The 18,851-nt window shown below is 70.6% G+C and carries 16 protein-coding genes; 2 read left to right on the top strand and 14 right to left on the bottom strand.

Features of this window, described 5'->3' with window-relative positions:
- The first annotated feature begins 203 nt into the window (after positions 1-203).
- Positions 204-692: a transcriptional regulator gene (locus ACIA5C_RS24980; RefSeq protein WP_020517563.1), complete on the top strand. Its 489-nt coding sequence runs from the start codon at positions 204-206 to the stop codon at positions 690-692.
- 855 nt (positions 693-1,547) lie between these two features.
- On the opposite strand, the gene nusB is transcribed toward ACIA5C_RS24980, so the two are convergent.
- The 4 genes from nusB to aroB form a co-directional block, all read right to left on the bottom strand.
- Entirely contained in the window at positions 1,548-1,958 is a 411-nt protein-coding gene (nusB, locus tag ACIA5C_RS24975) for a transcription antitermination factor NusB (RefSeq protein WP_396058794.1), read from the bottom strand.
- 25 nt (positions 1,959-1,983) lie between these two features.
- Positions 1,984-2,541: an elongation factor P gene (efp, locus tag ACIA5C_RS24970; protein WP_396058530.1), complete on the bottom strand. Its 558-nt coding sequence runs from the start codon at positions 2,539-2,541 to the stop codon at positions 1,984-1,986.
- A gap of 78 nt (positions 2,542-2,619) precedes the next feature.
- Positions 2,620-3,039: a type II 3-dehydroquinate dehydratase gene (gene aroQ / locus ACIA5C_RS24965; protein WP_396058528.1), complete on the bottom strand. Its 420-nt coding sequence runs from the start codon at positions 3,037-3,039 to the stop codon at positions 2,620-2,622.
- Complete coding sequence (gene aroB, locus ACIA5C_RS24960) at positions 3,036-4,091, bottom strand: 3-dehydroquinate synthase (protein ID WP_396058526.1); 1,056 nt, start codon at positions 4,089-4,091, stop codon at positions 3,036-3,038. Before aroB ends, aroQ begins: the two co-directional genes overlap by 4 nt.
- 23 nt (positions 4,092-4,114) lie before the next feature.
- On the opposite strand from aroB, the gene ACIA5C_RS24955 reads away from it, so the two are divergent.
- Positions 4,115-4,882 carry a Clp protease N-terminal domain-containing protein gene (locus ACIA5C_RS24955; RefSeq protein WP_396058524.1) on the top strand — a complete coding sequence of 256 codons (768 nt, stop codon included), beginning with the start codon at positions 4,115-4,117 and terminating at the stop codon, positions 4,880-4,882.
- Between the two features lie 933 nt (positions 4,883-5,815).
- On the opposite strand, the gene ACIA5C_RS24950 is transcribed toward ACIA5C_RS24955, so the two are convergent.
- The 10 genes from ACIA5C_RS24950 to ACIA5C_RS24905 all read right to left on the bottom strand — a co-directional run bounded on the left by ACIA5C_RS24950 (position 5,816) and on the right by ACIA5C_RS24905 (position 15,437).
- Complete coding sequence (locus ACIA5C_RS24950; RefSeq protein ID WP_396058522.1) at positions 5,816-6,769, bottom strand: NADP-dependent oxidoreductase; 954 nt, start codon at positions 6,767-6,769, stop codon at positions 5,816-5,818.
- 16 nt (positions 6,770-6,785) lie between these two features.
- The gene (locus ACIA5C_RS24945; RefSeq protein ID WP_396058520.1) at positions 6,786-7,286 is read right to left on the bottom strand and encodes a shikimate kinase; all 501 of its coding nucleotides are present in this window, start codon (positions 7,284-7,286) and stop codon (positions 6,786-6,788) included.
- On the bottom strand, positions 7,286-8,464 hold the full coding sequence (gene aroC, locus ACIA5C_RS24940; protein WP_396058518.1) for a chorismate synthase: 1,179 nt from the start codon (positions 8,462-8,464) through the stop codon (positions 7,286-7,288). Before aroC ends, ACIA5C_RS24945 begins: the two co-directional genes overlap by 1 nt.
- Positions 8,465-8,524: 60 nt before the next feature.
- A complete protein-coding gene (locus ACIA5C_RS24935; protein ID WP_396058516.1) occupies positions 8,525-9,361 on the bottom strand; it encodes a shikimate dehydrogenase in 837 nt (278 codons plus the stop codon).
- A 37-nt stretch (positions 9,362-9,398) separates the two neighbouring features.
- Positions 9,399-10,589 (bottom strand): endolytic transglycosylase MltG, encoded by a 1,191-nt coding sequence (mltG, locus tag ACIA5C_RS24930; protein ID WP_396058514.1) that lies wholly within the window; start codon positions 10,587-10,589, stop codon positions 9,399-9,401.
- The gene (ruvX, locus tag ACIA5C_RS24925; RefSeq protein WP_396058512.1) at positions 10,586-11,044 is read right to left on the bottom strand and encodes a Holliday junction resolvase RuvX; all 459 of its coding nucleotides are present in this window, start codon (positions 11,042-11,044) and stop codon (positions 10,586-10,588) included. Before ruvX ends, mltG begins: the two co-directional genes overlap by 4 nt.
- A gap of 14 nt (positions 11,045-11,058) precedes the next feature.
- Positions 11,059-13,743: an alanine--tRNA ligase gene (gene alaS / locus ACIA5C_RS24920; RefSeq protein ID WP_396058510.1), complete on the bottom strand. Its 2,685-nt coding sequence runs from the start codon at positions 13,741-13,743 to the stop codon at positions 11,059-11,061.
- A complete protein-coding gene (locus ACIA5C_RS24915; protein WP_396058508.1) occupies positions 13,740-14,009 on the bottom strand; it encodes a hypothetical protein in 270 nt (89 codons plus the stop codon). Before ACIA5C_RS24915 ends, alaS begins: the two co-directional genes overlap by 4 nt.
- 27 nt (positions 14,010-14,036) lie before the next feature.
- A complete protein-coding gene (locus ACIA5C_RS24910; protein WP_396058506.1) occupies positions 14,037-14,486 on the bottom strand; it encodes a DUF948 domain-containing protein in 450 nt (149 codons plus the stop codon).
- A gap of 81 nt (positions 14,487-14,567) precedes the next feature.
- Positions 14,568-15,437: a hypothetical protein gene (locus ACIA5C_RS24905; protein WP_396058504.1), complete on the bottom strand. Its 870-nt coding sequence runs from the start codon at positions 15,435-15,437 to the stop codon at positions 14,568-14,570.
- Between the last annotated feature and the right edge of the window lie 3,414 nt (positions 15,438-18,851).

Here is an 18,851-nt window from a genome sequence, read left to right as displayed (position 1 = left end):
TACGTTACCAGCGGCGATGATGGTGACGATCGTGACGTGGCTGACCAGAGGAATCAGCGGACGAATCCGGCAACTCGCGCGCCCGGCACAGGACTCATCGGTAACCGGCACTTGACCGGCGGCCCCGAACTCCGTACCGTCACGCTGCGTAGCGATCGTCGGAGGAAGAACCCTCCGCGCCTTGCACAGTGGGAGTGTTCCGAATGCCGTCTGAGTACGCCAAGTCGCTGGGCGCCCGCCTGCGCTCCATCCGGCAGCAGCAGGGCCTGTCCCTGCAGGGTGTGGAAGAGAAGTCGAACGGCCGGTGGAAGGCCGTCGTCGTCGGCTCGTACGAGCGCGGCGACCGTGCCGTGACCGTTTCCCGCCTCGCCGAATTGGCCGACTTCTACCGCGTGCCCGTCTCGGAGCTGTTGCCCGACGGCAGCGGCGTCCGGCTCGAGGCGACCAACAAAATCGTGCTCGACCTGGAAAAACTGTACGACACCACGGGCGAGGACCTGGCCTACGTCGCCCGGTACGCCCGCGCCATCCAGCAACAGCGCGGCGACTACAACGGCCGCGTCCTCTCCATCCGCGCCGACGACCTGCGCGCGCTGGCCATTGTCTACGACATCTCACCCTCAGGCCTCATCGAGCGCTTGACCGAGCAGGGTGTCCTGGTCGCCGATCCGCGCGCGTTCTTCGCCAGCTGAGCCGCTTCGCCCTGATCGAGCCCGCGCTTCCCCGCGGGCTCTTTCGCTTTTCCCGCCCAAATCCCCAAACCGTTTGTTTGTACGCGGATGGGGCGTGGGGTTGATGACAACGTTGTCCGTTACGCGGCGCTTCGCCCTGGGGGGCCGTCAGAAGGTCGTTGCTTGGCTTTCGCGTGTAGCGGTGGGTGATCGGGTGGGGTTGGTGGCTTGCTTGCGCTGGGACGGTTTGGGCCGGAGGGTGCCCAAGATCGCTCGTCAGGCTTGATATCGATCTTGGGCACCCTCCGGCCCAAACCTTGCATGGCAGTAATTACCGTCCGAGATCTTCCTTCGGTGACTGCAACTTTTTCGGCCTGAGGGTTGGGCTCGGCGGCGAACTCACGTGAGCGGATGAGCGGCCCTGGGCCGGCGGCGCGGCCGGTGTAAAGGCCGGCCTTGGGAAGGACAACGGAAGGACAACGGCTCAGAGCACCGGCGGCGGCGCCTGCCTGGCGAGGATTAAGACCATGTTGTGGTCAAGGTGCGCGGGTCGGTGAGACCTTAAAAGCTTGCGCGCGCACGCCCAGCCGAAGTGGCCCGCCGCACGGCGATCGTCGCGGGGCCGAAGCCGCGCAGCAGTCGAAGTGGCCGAGTGGCCGAAGGCCACCCAGGCCCGGTTCTCGGTGATCTCCTCGCGTCGGCAAGAACCGAAAAATCATGGGTGGCCGGGAGCCGCAAGCGCCTTTTGCTTACGGCTCCCGGCCACCCATGATTCGATCCCACCCGGCGCGAGCAGATCACCGAAGCCCAACTACTCCCCCAGCAAGCGCCGATCTCCGAGCCGAGGCCGGGGTCTGGGGCAGAGCCCCAGGGTCTTTACCGAGTAGCGAACTCGGCGATACGCCCGAGGATCCCGTTCAAGAACCGGGGACTGTCGTCGGTAGACATCTGCTTCGCCAGCTCGACCGCCTCGGTGATCGCCACCGGATCATCGATCTCCGGCACGTAAAGCAGCTCGAACACCGCGATCCGCGCCAGATTGCGATCGACGACCGGCATGCGGTCGATGGTCCAGCCTTCGGCGTACGACGCGATCAGCTCGTCGATGCGGTCCAGGTTTTTCGCGACGCCCTCGATCAGCATCACCGCGTAGTCCATGTGATCGGGGCGCGGTTTCTCGATGCGATCCAGATATGCGGTCAGGACCTGGCCGGGCGGCAGATCGCGGAGGTCGGCCTCGTAGAGCACGTCCAGCGCCCGCTTCCGCGCCTTGCGACGCGCGGGCATCTGCGTTTTGGGGCCTTCGGCCATGTCAGGAACGACCGAGGTAACGGCCGTCGCGGGTGTCGACCTTGATCTTCTCGCCGGTGGTGATGAAGAGCGGGACGTTTACGGTCGCGCCGGTCTCGACGGTGGCCGGCTTGGTGCCGCCGGTCGAGCGGTCGCCCTGCAGGCCCGGCTCGGTGTAGGTCACCTCGAGGAAGACGCTGGTCGGCAGCTCGATGTAGAGCGGGACGCCCTCGTGGGTCGCGACCGTCGCCTCGGCCTCGGGCAGCAGGTAGTTCGCGTTTTCCGCGACGGTGCCGCCGGGCACGGTGATCTGGTCGAACGTGTCGAGGTCCATGAAGACGAAGTCTTCGCCGTCCTGGTAGAGGTACTGCATCGTCCGCTTGTCGACCGTCGCGGTCTCGACCTTGGTGCCCGCGTTGAAGGTCTTGTCGACGACCTTGCCGGAGAGCACGTTCTTGAGCGTGGTGCGCACGAACGCCCCGCCCTTGCCCGGCTTGACGTGCTGGAACTCCACGACGGCCCACAGCTCGCCGTCGAGGTTGAGCACCAGGCCGTTCTTCAGGTCGTTCGTGGAAGCCATGTCCTACCTAGCTCTTGTATACGTATCGGTGACCGGCCGAGTCTACCGACGTGAACGACCGACCGGCGAATCGGGGTTTCACGCCGCCAGGTGCTCGATCGCCAGGCGATATCCGTCGACGCCGAGCCCCGCGATCACCCCGGTGGCCACGGCCGAGATGACCGAATGATGACGGAATTCCTCGCGTGTGTGGATGTTCGAGATGTGCACCTCGACGAGGCGCCCGGTCAGCATGCCGCAAGCGTCCCGCACCGCGATGCTGTAGTGGCTCCAGGCGGCCGGGTTGAGCACCACGTCCGCGCCCTCGTCGGCGGCCGCGTGCAGCCAGCCGATCATCTCGTGCTCGGCGTCGGTCTGGCGCACCACGACCGGCTGCCCGACCCGCTCGCCGGTCTGTTCGCAGAGCCGCACCAGGTCGGCGAAGGTGGTCCGGCCGTAGACGCCGGGCTCGCGGGTGCCGAGCCGGCCGATGTTGGGGCCGTTCAGGACGTAGATCATCGGGCGACCTCCGCGTAGGCCTGCTCCAGAAGGCCGTCGTCGGGCCCGGTCAGGATGCCCGGCTTCGCCAGGGCATCGAGAACAACGAAACGCAAGGTGTCGGCCCGGGCCTTCTTGTCGACGCGCATCGCGGCCAGGAGGTCGGTCCAGGCCGCCTTCTCGTACGCGGTGGGAAGCCCCAGCAAGTCGAGAACCTCCCGATGACGACGGGCGGTCGCGTCGTCGAGCCGGCCGCTGAGCCGGGACAACGCGGCCGCGAAGATCAGCCCGACCGAGATCGCGTGCCCGTGCTTCCAGGTGTACTTCTCGCGCTTCTCGATGGCGTGTCCGAGCGTGTGTCCGTAGTTGAGGAACTCGCGAGGGCCGGACTCCCTGAGGTCGACGCTCACCACGTCGGCCTTCACCCGGATCGAGCGCTCGACCAGTTCGCGGATGGTCGCACCGGCCGGATCGGCGGCCGGGTCCTTCTCGATCAGATCGAGGATCGCCGGGTCGGCGATGAACCCGCACTTGACCACCTCGGCCAGCCCGGCGACCAGGTCGTCGGCCGGCAGGGTGGCCAGCGTGTCGAGGTCGCAGAGCACACCGGCCGGCGGGTGGAACGCGCCGACCAGGTTTTTTCCGGCCGCGATGTTGACCGCGGTCTTGCCGCCGACCGCCGCGTCGACCATGCCGAGCAGCGACGTCGAGTAGGGCACCCAGCGCACGCCCCGCAGCCAGGCCGCGGCGACGTACCCCGCCAGGTCGGTGACCGCTCCCCCGCCGACGCCGATCACGACGTCGGTGCGGGTGAAGTTGGCCCGCCCCAACTCGTCCCAGCAGTGCGCCGCGACGGCCACCGTCTTCCCGGCCTCGGCGTCGGGCACTTCAACGAGCAACGGGCGTACGCCGGAAGCCTCAGCCACCCTCACGGCGTGCGCGCGCAGCGGCGCGGAATAGAGCACCGCGGCCTTCGCCGCGCCTTTGACCAGGGACGGAAGCTCACCGGCGAGGTCGCGGCCGACGAGTACGTCATAGGCCCGGTCACCGGTCACCGGGATGCGTGTAACCACACGAGAGACCTTAGTGACGGAACATGGGGTTATATCTTCTAACCCCGCACGCGGGTTATAACGGGGGCATGCCAAAAATCAACGTGTACCTGCCCGACGACCTCGCCGACGCCGTCCGCGACTCCGGCATCCCGGTGTCGCCGATCTGCCAACGTGCGCTCGAACAGGCAGTCCGGCGCTCCCAGGCCGTCCGGCAGGCCGTGCTCAGCGACCTCACCGACACCGACCTGACCGAACGCCTCCAGACCGTTTTCACCGCACGGGCGATCAGCGTGCTCGGCCTCGCAATCGAGCGCGCAACATCCAACGTGACAACCGGCGACCTGCTCCACGGCCTGGTCACCGAACCCGGAAACCTCGCCCGCCAGATCCTCACCACGATGGACATCGACCCGCAGTCGCTGACCGCGCCCGCCGACGCCGAGGCGCCGCTCCCCGAGGCGGACGACGGCGGCCTGCGATTCAGCCGGCCGATGGCGGTGGCGCTGGAACTGACCGTGGGCGAGGCGATCGGGCTGGGGCACAACTACGTGGGGTGCGAGCATCTGCTGATCGGGTTGGTGGCCGAGCCGGACGGGGCGGCGGGGGTGCTGCTGCGGTCGCGGGGGTTGGAGGTCAAGGCGGTGCGGCGGTCGGTGGCCGCGGCGGTCGCGGGGTACGCGCATCTGCGCAGCACGTTGCAAGGGGCGCCTGCTCAGCCGAATGCTCTGATCAGTGTTGTTCGGGGAGAGATTGCGCCGTTGATCGCTCGGATTGAGCGGCTGGAAGGGGCTGCTGGCGCCTCTCTTTGACCGGACGGGTGGCTTTCTTGCGGTCGGACGGAATTCGAGGGGTGGGTGACCAAGAACGAGGTAAAGCATCTAGTTCGTTCTTGGTCACCCTCCCCTCGAATTCCTTGCCTGCTTATGGTCAGCAGATTTGGCCTTTATCAGGGGTCTTTGCCGCCAGGCCTTGCGTTACCCGGGCGGTCCCGTTGCGCTGGGCGCGACCGTACGCTCAGTGGGCACGCCAGGGGAGTCGGTCACGCCGGGCCACGCTGAGTGGGTGGTTGTTCGGCCTCACATCGCCCACTTGCGCGGGTTGGTGGCAAAAATCAGCTTGCCAGTTACATGCCTGCCTTTGAACGCAGCCCGTGACCGGGCTGGTCACGCTAAGCGCGCCGGTCACCCTCGGCGGCGCCACAGAATTGCGGACTCCACGAACTCCAGCCCGCCGGCCTGCCGACGCGCTGCCCGGAACCGGACCTGTTCCGGCGCAAGACGGACTTCGGGGACTCTTCGGAGCGCTTGGGCCGGCCGGCCACTGCGAGCCGGGAAAGTCCGGCAGGCGCCCGGACGGTGACGGGTGGCGCCCCACTGTATGGCGCCCAAGCGAACACGGGACACGCAAAGCCCTGAAGAAGAACTGCCGTCGCCCACCTTCACCCAGTCTCCATGACCACCAACCCGCGCAAGTGGGCGATGTGAGGCCGAACAACCACCCACTCAGCGTGGCCCGGCGCGACCGACTCCCCTGGCGTCCCCACCGAGCGTACGGTCGCGCCCAGCGCGGCGGGACCGCCCGGGTGAGGTAAGTCCTGGCAGCAAAGACCCGAGATAAGGCCAAACCTGCTGACCATAAGCAGGCAAGGAATTCGAGGGGTGGGTGACCAAGAACGAACTAGATGCTTTACCTCGTTCTTGGTCACCCTCCCCTCGAATTCCGTCCGACCGCAACGAAAAGGATCAGCCCGACTGACGACCAGCCTCAGCACCCAACTCCAAAGACAGGACGATCTTCCCCCGGGTATGGCGCCCGGCAAGCTCGGTATAGGCCGAGCGAACCCCCTCCAACGGATAGACCGCGGCAATAGGCATGCTGATCCGCCCCCAAGCCAGCTCATTGGCCATGAACCCAAGGGATTCGGCATCGCTGGCGGCCGGGCTCCCCTCGGTCTTAACCCCGTACTTCTCGGCCGCCGGCCAGTCGATCACGGTGTTGATGCGGGCCGGGTCGACCTTCAGGGCGATCGCCAGCTCGACGTAGCCACCGCCGTACGTGTCGATGAACGCGTCGATGCCGGCGGGCGCCGCCTGGCGCAACCGGCCCTCCAGCCCGTCGCCGTAGGCGATCGGGGTGACGCCGACCGACCGCAGCCAGTCCGCGTTGCCCTCGCCCGCGATGCCGATCACGTGGGCGCCGGCGTTGCGGGCGAGCTGGACGGTGAGCGAGCCGACGCCGCCGGCCGCGCCGCTGACCACGACCGTTTCGCCGGCCCGGGGTTCGACGGCGCGGACGGCCGCGAACGCGGTCACCCCGGCGACGAACAGGCCGCCGGCGCGGATCCAGTCGAGGGCCAGCGGCTTGCGGGTGAGGTGGTCGGCCGGGACGGCCACGTATTCGGCCTGCGAGGAGCGCCAGTCGGACCACCCGACCACCTCGTCGCCGATCGCGAACTCGGTGACCGACGGGCCGACCTCGACGACCCGCCCCGCGAAGTCGCTGCCCTGGCCGGACGGGAACGTCGCCGGCCACATCTGGGCCATCAGGCCGGTGCGGACGGAGATTTCGCCGGGGTTGATGCCGGCCGCGACGACCTCGACCAGCACCTGGTCGGCCGCCGGTTGAGGTTTCTCGACGTCCTCGACCCGCAGGACGTCCACGTCGCCGTACTGATCAAAACGAACCGCTCGAGACATGAGCCTCAGTCAACACCTACTTGAGGAGCGCAACCACCTCGGCGGCTATGTCGTCGATCTCGCGTCCGTCGGTCGAAACGGTGTGGGTGGCGACCGAGGCGTAGAGCGGCTTGCGCTGGTCGAGCAGGAACTTCATGGTCGCGCGCGGGTTGATCGAGATCATCGGGCGGCCGGCGCCCAGGCCGACCCGTTTCACGGCGTCGCTGAGCTCGACCGACAGCCAGACCACGGTGTGGCCGGCCAGCAGTGCCCGGGTGGCCTCGTTCATGATGGCGCCGCCGCCGAGCGCGAGGACGCCGTCGAATTCGGCCAGGGCCTCGGAGACTACGGTGCGTTCCAGCAGACGGAATGCGTCTTCGCCGTCGTCGAAGAAGATCTCGGGGATCGGCTTGCCGGCGCGCTCCTCGATGATCGCGTCGGTGTCGGCGAACGGGACGCCGAGCCGCCGCGCCACCGCCTGGCCGACCGAGGTCTTGCCCGCGCCCATCGTGCCGACGAAGACGGTTGCCGGGGCCATCAGCGGATCACCAGGTTGTCCAGGTAGCCGGCCACGTTGCGGCGAATCTCGGCGACCGAGTCGCCGCCGAACTTCTCGACCGCGGCCTCGGCCAGGACCAGCGCGACCATCGCCTCGGCGACGACCGCCCCGGCCGGGACCGCGCAGACGTCGGAACGCTGGTTGATCGCGGTGGCCGGCTCGCCGGTGGTGACGTCGATCGTCTGGAGGGCGCGGTTGAGCGACGAGATCGGCTTCAGCGCGGCCCGCACCCGCAGCGGCTCGCCGTTGGTGATGCCGCCCTCGAGCCCGCCGGCCCGGTCGGTGACCCGGCGCACGCCGCCCGCGGTCGGGATGATCTCGTCGTGGGCGACCGAGCCTCGCGAGCGCGCCTGGGTGAAGCCGTCGCCGATCTCGACGCCCTTGACCGACTGGATCGACATCAGGGCGGCGGCGAGGCGGCCGTCAAGCTTGCGGTCCCATTGCACGTGGGAGCCGAGGCCGGGGGGCACGTTGTAGGCGAGCACCTCGACGATGCCGCCCAGCGTGTCGGCGTCCTTCTTCGCCGCGTCGACCTCGGCGACCATGCGCGCGCTGGCCTCGGGGTCGAGGCAGCGCAGCGGATCTTCGTCGATGCGGTCGGCGTCGGACGGGGCCGGTATCAGGCCGGTCTTCGCGGCGACCGAGCCCAACTCGATCACGTGCGAGACGATCTCGATGCCGAGGGCCTGCTTGACCAGGGCCTTGGCGACCGCGCCGACGGCGACCCGGGCCGCGGTCTCGCGGGCGCTGGCCCGCTCGAGGATCGGGCGGGCGTCGGCGTGGCCGTACTTCTGCATGCCGGCCAGGTCGGCGTGGCCGGGGCGGGGCCGGGTGAGAGGCGCATTGCGCGCCTGACTTTCCAGCTCCGAAGCTCCGACCGGGTCGGCCGCCATCACGGTCTGCCACTTGGGCCACTCCGAGTTGCCGACCCGGATGGCGACCGGGCTGCCCAGGGTCACGCCGTGCCGCAGGCCGCCGATCACCTCGACCACATCCTGCTCGAACGCCATGCGGGCACCACGGCCGTAGCCGAGCCGGCGACGGGCGAGATCACGGGAGATCTCGGTGGTCGTCACCTCGACCCCGGCCGGCACCCCCTCGATCATCGCGACGAGAGCCGGTCCATGCGATTCACCTGCGGTCAGCCAGCGCAACACGAGTCACAGTCTGGCACGGAGTCCCGACGGTCGGTCGTCCGCGTCCCGAGGGGCGGACAGTCAGCGTTGCCCGGCCGCGGCGGACAGGGCCGCGCACATCGCGGCCTCCGGCGCCGGGCGTACGCCGGTGAACTGCTCGAACTGGCTCAGCGCCTGGGCGAGCAGCAGGTCGAGTCCGGACACCACCGGGTTGCCGTTCGCGAGCGCGCCGGCGGCCAGCGGGGTCGGCCACGGGTCGTAGAGCGCGTCGAAGAGCACGGTTCCGGGCCGCCAGGCGACCGTGCCGGCCAGGTGGTCGGCGGCGCCTTTCGGTACGGTCGAAATCACCGCGTCGGCGTCGAAGGCGGCCGCCGCACCGGCCCAGTCGAGCCCGGCCAGCCGCAGCCCGAGCGCGTCGGCCACCGGCGCCAGGTCGTCGCGTGCCTCAGGTCGCCGGGTCACCAGGGTGACGGCCTCGGCGCCGAGCTCAGCGGCGGCGGCCAGGGCGGCCCGGGCGGTGCCCCCACCCCCGAGAACGGATATCACCGGCGTACGGAAATTGAGGCCCGCCCCCCGCAACACCCGCACCATGCCCGCCACGTCGGTGTTGTCGGCGCGCCAAGCGCCGTCCGCCCGCCGCACCAGAGTGTTTGCCGCACCGACCGCCCGGGCGGTCGGCGACGCCTCGGCCGCCAGCCGGAGCCCGGCCTCCTTGAGCGGCATGGTCAGCGACAGGCCGGCCCACTCCGGGCCGAGGCCCGCCACCAGGTCGGCGAGTTCGGTCTCGGCGCACTCGATCGCGGTGTAATTCCAGCCGGTGAGCCCGGCCGCCGCAAAGCCCGCATTGTGGATGACGGGCGAGAGCGAGTGCCCGATCGGTTTTCCACAGACGGCGGCCCGGTGCTGGTTGTTGTGCACCGGGCCACTCTAGGCGTTTCGATCAGCCACGCTTCGATCAGCAGGGCGACAACGGGATGCCGTTGTTGATCGCCTTCCGGATGTTGTCGCAGTGCTGGGTGTTGGTGGTGGCGAACGCGGAGTTGCCCTTCTTGTCGATCACCACGAAGTAGAGCCACGGGCCGGCCGCCGGGCTCATCGCGCCCTGGAGCGCCGACTTCCCCGGGTTGTTGATCGGGCCGGGCGGCAGCCCCAGTTTGCTGACCGTGTTGTACGGGTTTTTCGGGTCGTCGAGCTCGCCGCCGGTGAGCTGACCGGAGAACTTCGCCTTGCCGCCGTTCAACTGGATCCAGTAGTTGGCGGTGGTGTCGAACTGCAGCGGCATGTGGTTCTTGTAGGCCCGGTTGTAGGCCACTCGGGCGATCTTCGGCATGTCGGCGTTGGTGCCCGATTCGGCCTGGGTCAGCGACGACACGATGAGCCCCTCGAACGGCGACACCGCGAGCGTGTTCTGCACCTTGTCGACGAAGCCGAGGTCGGTCGCCTCTTTCATGAACCGGTCGACCATCGTCTTGAGGATCTGGTCGGCGGTCAGCTTGGGGTCGAACTCGTACGTGTCGGGGAACAGGAAGCCCTCGATCGACTTCTGGGCCGCCTTGTGATCGCGCCGGTTGAACCAGAACGCCGGCACACCCAGCGCCACCGGATCCTTCGCCGCGGTCTGGAAGTCCTTGACCGGGATCTTGGTGGCCTTGGAGAGCAGCGCATAGATCTGCATCGTGGTCGAACCCTCGGGGATCGTCACCCCGGAGGTGACCCGGTTCTTCGGGTCGAGCAGCGCGACGATGGCGTTCTTCGCCGACATCTGCTTCTTGAGGTTGTACGTCCCGTTCTGGATGTTCTTGCTGCGCGTGTCCTTCTCGGCCGCGTTGGTGAAGGCCTTCGTGCTCTTGACCACGTCCGCGTCGACAAGCGTGTTGCCGATGTCGGTGAGCGTCGAGCCCTGGGCGATCGTCACCTGGACCGGGCCCGAGCCGACGCCGTCGTAGTCGGCGGCCGTGAAGAAGCCCTTGACCTTGTTGTAGCCGAAGTAAACGCCGCCGCCGAGCACGGCCAACAGGATGAAAGCCATCAAAAAGGCAACAGCCGACTTACCTGAGCTCTTCTTCCCGCCGCGGCTGCCCCGCCGATGACGGGGTCTTCCGCGTTCGGCATGCTCGTCGAACGCCAAGTCCAGCTCGTCGATCATCTCTGCCTCCGCTGCGCGTCCAGCCAGCTCTGCAGGATCTCCACCGCGGCCGCCTGATCGACGACCGCACGTTGCCGCCTTCCTCGGACGCCACGTTCGGCAAGCCTACGGGTCGCGACCACGGTCGACATCCTTTCGTCCGCCAGGGCGACCGGCACTTCACCGACCGCTTGCGTCAGTCGCCCAGCGTACGCACGAATGTCGATGGCGGCCGGACCCTCGGCGCCGTTGAGCCGCACCGGGAGCCCGACCACGATCTGCACCGCCTCGTGTTCCCCCACAAGACGGACGAGCTCAGCTATGTCGCTGGGCACGGCATCGGCTGCCGCGCCCATGTCACGGGACAACGTGACCAGGGGGGTGGCCAAGATCCCGTCAGGGTCACTTACGGCGACCCCGACGCGCACCTTACCGACATCAACACCCAGCCGCCTACCCCGCGACAGCGCAGCCATGCCGTCACCCCCCGTCACTCGGCGGAGTCACCCACCGCCTTCTCCACCGCCGCCAGCAGAGCCGGAACCTGGTCGGCAGGGACGCCGCCGCCCTGGGCCAGATCGGCGTTGCCGCCGCCCCGGCCGGAGAGCGCGCCCTTGACCAGATCGGCCGCCGACAGGCCCTTCGACCTGGCCGCCGCGTTGATCGCCACGATCAGCGACGCCTTGCCGTTGGACCGGGCCGCGACAGCCACCACCGCGGGACGCGTGGCGTCGATCTTGCCCCGGATCTCCTGGGCAAGGGTACGCACATCGTTGCCCGCCGCACCCTCCGGCGCCTCGGTGCCGACGTAGGCCACGCCGCGCAGATCACGGGCCTGCGACGCGATCGCCGCCGCCCCGCCGAGCACCATCTGGGCCCGCAGCTTCTCGAGCTCCTTCTCGGCGTCGCGCAGCGCCGTCACGGTCTGCTCGACCCGGTCCGCGACCTGGTCGCCGGGCACCCGGAACAGCTCGGCGAGCCGGCTGACCAGCAGATGCTCCTTGGCCAGGAAGCCGAACGCGTCGATGCCGACCAGCGCCTCGACCCGGCGGACGCCGGAACCGATCGAGGCCTCGTTGAGGATCTTCACGAGGCCCAGCTGGCCCGACCGCGCCACGTGTGTGCCACCGCACAATTCACGGGCATAGTCGCCGACTTCAACCACACGGACCTCATCGCCGTACTTCTCCCCGAAGAGAGCCATCGCGCCCAGCCGGCGCGCTTCCTCCTGGGAGGTGATGAACGCGTGAACCTCGAGGTCGCGCAGCAGCACCTCGTTGACCTGCTGCTCAACGTCGTTCAGCACCACGGGCGAGACGGCCCCCGGGGTGTTGAAGTCGAACCGCAGACGGCCCGGCGCGTTGAGCGAACCGGCCTGGGTCGCCGACTCACCGAGGAAGTGCCGCATGGTCTGGTGGATCAGATGGGTCGCGGTGTGCGACCGCGAGATCGCCTTACGCCGCGTGACGTCGATCTCGGCGTAACCGGTCTCCCCCGCGCGCACCTCGCCCTGCACGACCCGGGCCTTGTGCACGATCAGGCCGGGCAGCGGCTGCTGCACGTCGACCACCTCGACGCGGCCCGCGCCGACGCTGATCAGACCCGAGTCGGCCTGCTGGCCACCGCCCTCGGCGTAGAACGGGGTCGAGTCGAGCACCAGCTCGACGTAGTCGCCCTCGCCGGCCACGGCTTTCTGCCCGCCGTCGCCGAGCAGCGCCCGAACGCGCGTCTCCCGGCTCACCTCCTGGTAGCCGGTGAACTCCACCGGACCGCCGTCATCGAGCACGGCCCGGTAAGCGGACAGATCGGCGTGACCCGTCTTGCGCGCTTTGGCGTCCGCCTTCGCGCGGGTCCGCTGCTCGGACATCAGGCGGCGGAAGCCCTCCTGGTCCACTTCCAGGCCCTGCTCCGAGGCGATCTCCAGAGTGAGGTCGATCGGGAAACCGTAGGTGTCGTGCAGCTGGAACGCCTGCGAGCCCGACAGCTGCTTCCCGCCGGTCCTGCGGGTCTCGTCGATCGCGACGTCGAGGATCGTGGTGCCGGCCTTCAGCGTCGAGAGGAACGCGTCCTCCTCCGCGTAGGCGTAGGTCGAGATCCGCCCGAACTCCTCGGCCACCTCCGGGTACGACGGCGCCATGCAGTCGCGCGCCACCGGCAGCAGCTCCGGCAGCGCCGGCGCCTGCCAGCCGAGCAGGCGGATCGACCGGATCGCCCGGCGCATGATCCGCCGAAGCACGTAGCCGCGGCCCTCGTTGCTCGGGGTCACGCCGTCGCCGATCAGCATCAGCGCCGTACGTACGTGGTCGGCGATCACCCGCAGGCGTACGTCGTCCGGGTGGGACTCGCCCGCCACGTGACCGGAGTGCACGCCGTACTGCTTGCCGGTCATCTCCGCCGCGCGCGCCAGGATCGGCCGGACCTCGTCGATCTCGTAGAGATTGTCGACGCCCTGCAGGATCGACGCGATGCGCTCCAGGCCCATGCCGGTGTCGATGTTCTTGGCCGGCAGGTCACCGACGATCGTGAAGTCCTCCTTCGACTTCACGTCGGTGATCTCGTAGGTCATGAAGACGAGGTTCCAGTACTCCATGAACCGGTCCTCGTCGACCTCGGGGCCGCCGTCCTTGCCGTACTCCGGGCCACGGTCGTAGAAGAGCTCCGAGCACGGGCCGGCCGGCCCGGGGATGCCCATCGACCAGTAGTTGTCCGCCTTACCCCGGCGCACGATGTGCTCGGTCGGCACGCCGATCGCCCGCCACAGCTCGAACGCCTCGTCGTCGTCGAGGTAGACGGTCGGCCAGATGCGCGCCGGGTCAAGCCCGAAACCGCCCTCGGCCACCGACTTGGTCGACAGCTCCCAGGCGAGCTTGACCGCGCCCTCCTTGAAGTAGTCGCCGAACGAGAAGTTGCCGTTCATCTGGAAAAACGTGCCGTGCCGGGACGTCTTGCCGACCTCGTCGATGTCGGGCGTACGGATGCACTTCTGCACGCTGACCGCGCGCGCGAACGGCGGGGTGCGCTGGCCCAGGAAGTAAGGCACGAACTGCACCATGCCGGCGTTGATGAACAGCAGGTTGGGGTCGTCGATGGCCGGCAGCGGGGCACTCGGCACGACCGTGTGCCCGTTGGCCTCGAAATGCGCCAGATAGCGCCGCTTGATCTCCGCCGTCTTCATCGGTTCCCTTCCTGGGACTCGTCTTCGTCGTCGTCTTCGTAGAGTTCACCGGCCTCGAACGCCCGGTGAATCTGCTCCTCCCGCTCGGTCATTCCCTCGCGGACGTCATCCACGAAGCTACGCATCGACTCGACCAGGCCGCCAGCGGATTGCGACAGGGAGGTGGCGATGCCCGACGGGGTGAATTCGTTCGCCTTCTGGGTGAGCTTGCGAACGACGAGGGCGCCGACGGCCAGGCCGACGCCGAGCCAGAGCAGGCGCTTCATGGCGGCGTGTTTCCCTTCGAATCTGAGTTAGCGGGCGGCCTTGCGGCGCTGCTTCAGGGTGTCGCGAACCTCGCGCTCGTCGTCGGCGCGGCGGCGGGCCCGGGCGGCCTTGCGCAGGCCGTACCCGAAGGAGGCCACCTTGACCAGCGGGTTCGCCGCGGCGGCGGACACGACGGTCGACAGGTTGGCGACGTTGGCGGTCACGTGGGCGGCGTGCTCGGTGATCGTGTCAACCTTCGCGAGCTGCAGGTTGACACCGTCCAAAGAGACCTGCACCTGGCTGAGCGCGACGTTGACGTTCTTCACCGTCTCGTCCACGTCGGCGAGCAGCGGCCCGGTGCGATCGTTGAGGTCGTTGATCGCCCGAGTGGCAGCACCCACGGTGCCGGCCAGCTTGAGGATCGGCACGGCCAGCAAGATCACCAGAACGGCGAACGCAATCGCCGCGATGAGACCTGCGACTTCTCCGGCGTCCATCTAGCGCGTCTCCTCTTCACTGCGGTCAACGGTTACGGCGGGACAACGTGCAGACCCTACCGTCCGTGACCACGACGCGCTTCAGGACGCCTTCGGTGTCGGCGTACCGAGAAGAGGATCGTCGGAGAACGTCGGATCCGGCGTCTCCCCGACCAGGTCCGGGCTCTGCTTCGGTTCCTTCTTGCCGCGAGTGTCGGTGATCGCGTTCTGCACCTTGAGGCTGACCGTCGACCCGACACACTTCTTCGGGTCCGCCGTCGGCGCCACGGCCGACGACGGCAGGGCCGCCGGGTCCTGGGCGGCGAGCGCGTCGACCGCACAATCGGGCAGGCTGACCTGCAGGTCCAGTGTGAACTCGTCCCGCTTCCAGCAGCTGTAGGTGCCGGACCCCGGATCGATCGGCTGCTCCGGGCACTCGGCCACCTTCCACGGCTGCCAGCCGCCGGCCTTCAGCGCCTGGCTGTAGGCGGCGGTGGTCTCCTGCAGCGGCTTCGACGAGTCGGCGGTCCGCTCCCGGAACCGGCACCCGATGAAACACCACTGGCTGCCGCTGGTGTGATCCTCGACGTTGCTCTGCGCCCACGACGGCACGTCGAGCGAGTCGAGCGAGCTGAAGACCGGGTCGCGCCCGGCCGACCGCAGCCCGAAGAACACCGGCAGCACGATCAGCACGATCGCCGCCAGAGAGATCAACGTCACCATCCGCAGGCGGCGCCGGCTGCGCATCTGGTTCCGCAGCTCGGTCCGGGCACCCCGCAAACCCCCGAGGGTCTCACCGGGGCCGGGCACCGGCGGCCGAGCGCCGGCTTGCGACGGTACGACCGGAGCCCGCCCCGGCGTGCCGTCGCTGATCCGCTCCGCACCGTCGAGGTCACCCCCGACCCGCCCGCCGACCGAAGCCGCTCCGGCGGCCTGGAGAACCGAGGCCGCACCCTTCGGAGGCGCACCCACCGAGGCTGCACCCACTGCGGCCGCACCCACCGAGGCCGCACCCACGGATGCAGCGCCCTTCGGCGGCGCGCCCACCGAGGCCGCACCGACTGAAGCAGCGCCCACCGAGGCAGCGCCTACGGAAGCAGCGCCCTTCGGCGGCGCACCGGCTGAGGCGGCGCCGACCGGAGCCGCACCGACCGAGGCCGAACCGGTCACGCCGCCCGGCGACGCTGATCCGACCGCAGCCGAACCCGCAGCCGTACCGACCGAGGCCGAACCGACAGGCCCGGTGCCGACCGAAGCCGCACCGACCGGACGAGCCGAACCGGCCACCCCCCGGCCCAGCGGACCGGTACCCGACGACGTTCCGTCGGCCGGGCCACGCCCAGCGCCGGCGGCACCACGACTCAGCGGACCGGTACCCGCCGGCGGCGAACCGATCGGCCCGGAATTGGCAGCATCGACGGCCGCCGCTCCCACCGAAGCGGCACCGGCCGGCCGAGCCGCGCCACGGCCCAGCGGGCCGGTCCCGGACGGCGTCGCATCAGGCCGTCCACGGCCCAGCGGGCCGGTCCCCGGCGGCGTCGCATCAGGCCGTCCACGGCCAAGCGGGCCGGTCCCCGGCGGCGTTGCATCAGTCGGCCCGCGGCCGACCGAGGCCGAACCCACCGGTGCGGAACCGGCCGGTCCACCGGCCGGGCGAGCCGAGCCACGACCCGCCGGTCCGGTCACGTCGGTAGCGCCACGACCGACCGCGCCGGTCGGGCCGTTGCCGGCGCCGCGCGGACCCGCCGGCGCGTTTCCGACCGGCCCGCGACCGCGCGGGCCCGGACCGTCGTTGCCTTGGCCGCCGGGATCGTTCGGGTTCAGAGGGGCCGCGCCCGCCGAGTTGAGATCGCCAGGTCGGCCGGGTCCGGCCGGGCTGGGAGCCCGTCGACCGGCCGCCGCGGCACCACGCGGAATCGCGCCGGTGCCCCGCGAACCCGGCACGGTCGAACCGCCGGCCCGCGGCGCCGGCGCAGTGCGCGCAGCGCCGCCCGGACGCGCGGCCCCGCGCGGTGCGTTGCCCGGCCCGGCCGAGTCGTCGGTCTGGCTGTGCTGACCGGCCGCCGGCTGGCTGTGCCGGCCGGTGGTCTCCTCGGGCAGGGCCCGGCTGTGCTGCCCGGTCGGCGCCCCCGAAGACGGCCGCGCCGGCATGTCGCCGAACGGCGCGCCGGACGAGGGCCGCACCGGAAGTCGCTGGCTGTGCTGCCCGGAACTCTCCTCGTGCGCGCCGCCGAACGGCGCTCCCGAGGCCGGCCGCGCCGGCGTGGCCTGTCCGTGCCGGCCCGACGGCTCGTCCCGCAGACCACCGAACGGCGCCCCCGACGACGGCCGGGCGCCCGGCCCGTCACCGTACGGCGCGCCGGACGCGGGGCGCCCGGGCAACCGCTGGCTGTGCTGGCCCGAGACTTCGTCGCGCGGACCGTTGAGGGGCTGACTGCGCTGGCCGGGCCCCTCGCCGTAGGGCGCACCCGACGACGGCCCGGTCGGCAGCGGCTGGCTGTGCTGCCCCGGAGCGTCCCCGCGCGGCGGCGCGAACGGCCGGCTGTGCTGGCCCGAAGGCTCCTCCCGCGAACCGCCGAACGGCACGCCCGAGGACGGCTGCACCGGGACGTCGCCGCGGGGCGGCTGCCCGGAACCCTGACCACGCTTCATCGGCCCACTGCGAACGGGACCGGTGCCCGACTGGTTGGGGCCGGGTTGGCGCGGGCCGGGTGCGGCCCCGCGGCCCGGCTGGCCACCGCGCGGTGCCTGCCGACGGCTCTGGCCACCCGGTCCGTCGGCCATGGCACCGGCGCGACCCGGTACGGCCGGCGTGCGGATGCCCTGACGCCCGGGAACCACCGGCGGCATGACCGAGGCGGACGCCCGTACGGACGGACCCGGCCCAGAGCCGTCCTGCGGCGGAACGCCGCGTCCGCCCGGGCCACCACCCGCGCCGAAGTCCTGCGGCCCGTTGTCGGCCGCCGAGTCGCCGTCCCGGTTGCCCCGGCGAGTACGCCGCCCACCGGTACCGCGACCGTCGTCGGCCGCGCCGTGCCGCCCGGTGTTCTCACCGTTGCCGGCGCCGTGCCGCCCCGTGCTTTCGTCCTCAGTCCCCGGCCCGCCGAGGCGCCCACCGGACACCGACCCGGTCGCACCCGGCAAACCCGCCCCGGCCCGACCTGGCATCGAACCGGCCGGGTCACCCGGCCGGCCCATGCCCGGACGTCCCTGCAGTTCACCTGATATGTCGCCGGCGGCCCGGCCCGGCAGCGGACCTGACACGTCCCCCGGCATCGGAGGGCCACCCGGAATTCCGGCGCGACCGGTGCCACTTTGTTGAGGACCCGTACCGCCCGGCCTCGGACCGGGGCCGCCGGCCGGCAGGCGCCCGCTGACGTCGCCGAGCGTTCCCGGCCGGCCGGGTTGACCGGGCGCCGGGCTCTGCGGCCGGGGTCCGCCCTGCTCGGGAGACCGGAAGCGGTCACGTCCGCGGGTCGGCCCGCCCGGCGAAACCGGCCGCGAGGACGGCGCCACCGGCACACCCGGAGTCGGCGGGCCGGCAAATCCGGGAGCACCGCCCGAGGTGGGCGGCAGACCAGGTGCGTTGCCCGACGCGGGAATGCCGGGCGGCGGCAGCCCCGGCGCGTTGCCGGACGCCGGGACGCCCGGCCCGGAAGTCTCCATGTTGCGGCGGCCCTGACCGGGCTCGCCCTCGCCAGGGTGCCGCCCGGGCGCCGTCGGCGAGAACGCTCCCGCGGCCTGGTCATGCTGCCCGGGCGCACCCGCCCGTGAGCTCTGCCCAGGAGCAGCCTGCCCCGGCCCACCCGGCCGAAACCCGGGCCGGCCCGGACCACCAGGCGGCAGGCCAGGCTGGCCCGGCTGGCCCGACGCAGGCTGGCCCGGCGCAGTTTGGCCCGGCGCAGTTTGGCCCGACCTCGTTTGGCCCGACCCAGGCTGGCCCGAGCCACCCGGCGGGAAGCCAGGCTGGCCCGACGCAGGCCGACCGGACCCGTCCGGACCGAAGCCCGGCTGCCCCGGCGGAAAACCGGCTTGATCCTGACCAGGCTGCCCGGGTCCGCCCGCCGCATAGCCAGGCTGCCCGGGACCGCTAGCCGCATAGCCGGGCTGACCCGGCCCGCCCTCCGCATAGCCAGGCTGACTGGGACCGCTCGCTGCATAACCGGGCCGTCCTGGGCCGGTCGCCGGAAAACCGGGCTGTCCCTGGCCGCCGCGCTGCGCGGGGCCGGGCGGGGCGCCCGCCATGCCGGAGCCTTGGCCCGAAGGTGAGACCGGGGCGGAAGGCGGCGCGCCGCGACGGCCTGGATCGGCTCCGGCGGGCGGCGGCGGGTTGCCGGACTGGGGGTTGGCGGTCGTCGCCCACGCGCCGGAGCCACCCTGCCAACC

It is taken from the genome of Actinoplanes sp. NPDC051343 (assembly GCF_044455125.1).
GTDB lineage: Bacteria > Actinomycetota > Actinomycetes > Mycobacteriales > Micromonosporaceae > Actinoplanes.
This window is presented reverse-complemented; position numbering and strand designations above follow the sequence as displayed.

Coding starts and splice junctions, on each gene's coding strand:
- ACIA5C_RS24980 (WP_020517563.1), top strand. CDS start 204: ATGCCGTCTGAGTACGCCAAGTCGCTGGGCGCCCGCCTGCGCTCCATC.
- nusB (WP_396058794.1), bottom strand. CDS start 1,958: ATGCCCGCGCGTCGCAAGGCGCGGAAGCGGGCGCTGGACGTGCTCTAC.
- efp (WP_396058530.1), bottom strand. CDS start 2,541: ATGGCTTCCACGAACGACCTGAAGAACGGCCTGGTGCTCAACCTCGAC.
- aroQ (WP_396058528.1), bottom strand. CDS start 3,039: ATGATCTACGTCCTGAACGGCCCCAACATCGGCCGGCTCGGCACCCGC.
- ACIA5C_RS24955 (WP_396058524.1), top strand. CDS start 4,115: ATGGGGTTATATCTTCTAACCCCGCACGCGGGTTATAACGGGGGCATG.
- ACIA5C_RS24950 (WP_396058522.1), bottom strand. CDS start 6,769: ATGTCTCGAGCGGTTCGTTTTGATCAGTACGGCGACGTGGACGTCCTG.
- ACIA5C_RS24945 (WP_396058520.1), bottom strand. CDS start 7,286: ATGGCCCCGGCAACCGTCTTCGTCGGCACGATGGGCGCGGGCAAGACC.
- mltG (WP_396058514.1), bottom strand. CDS start 10,589: ATGATCGACGAGCTGGACTTGGCGTTCGACGAGCATGCCGAACGCGGA.
- ruvX (WP_396058512.1), bottom strand. CDS start 11,044: ATGGCTGCGCTGTCGCGGGGTAGGCGGCTGGGTGTTGATGTCGGTAAG.
- alaS (WP_396058510.1), bottom strand. CDS start 13,743: ATGAAGACGGCGGAGATCAAGCGGCGCTATCTGGCGCATTTCGAGGCC.
- ACIA5C_RS24915 (WP_396058508.1), bottom strand. CDS start 14,009: ATGAAGCGCCTGCTCTGGCTCGGCGTCGGCCTGGCCGTCGGCGCCCTC.
- ACIA5C_RS24910 (WP_396058506.1), bottom strand. CDS start 14,486: ATGGACGCCGGAGAAGTCGCAGGTCTCATCGCGGCGATTGCGTTCGCC.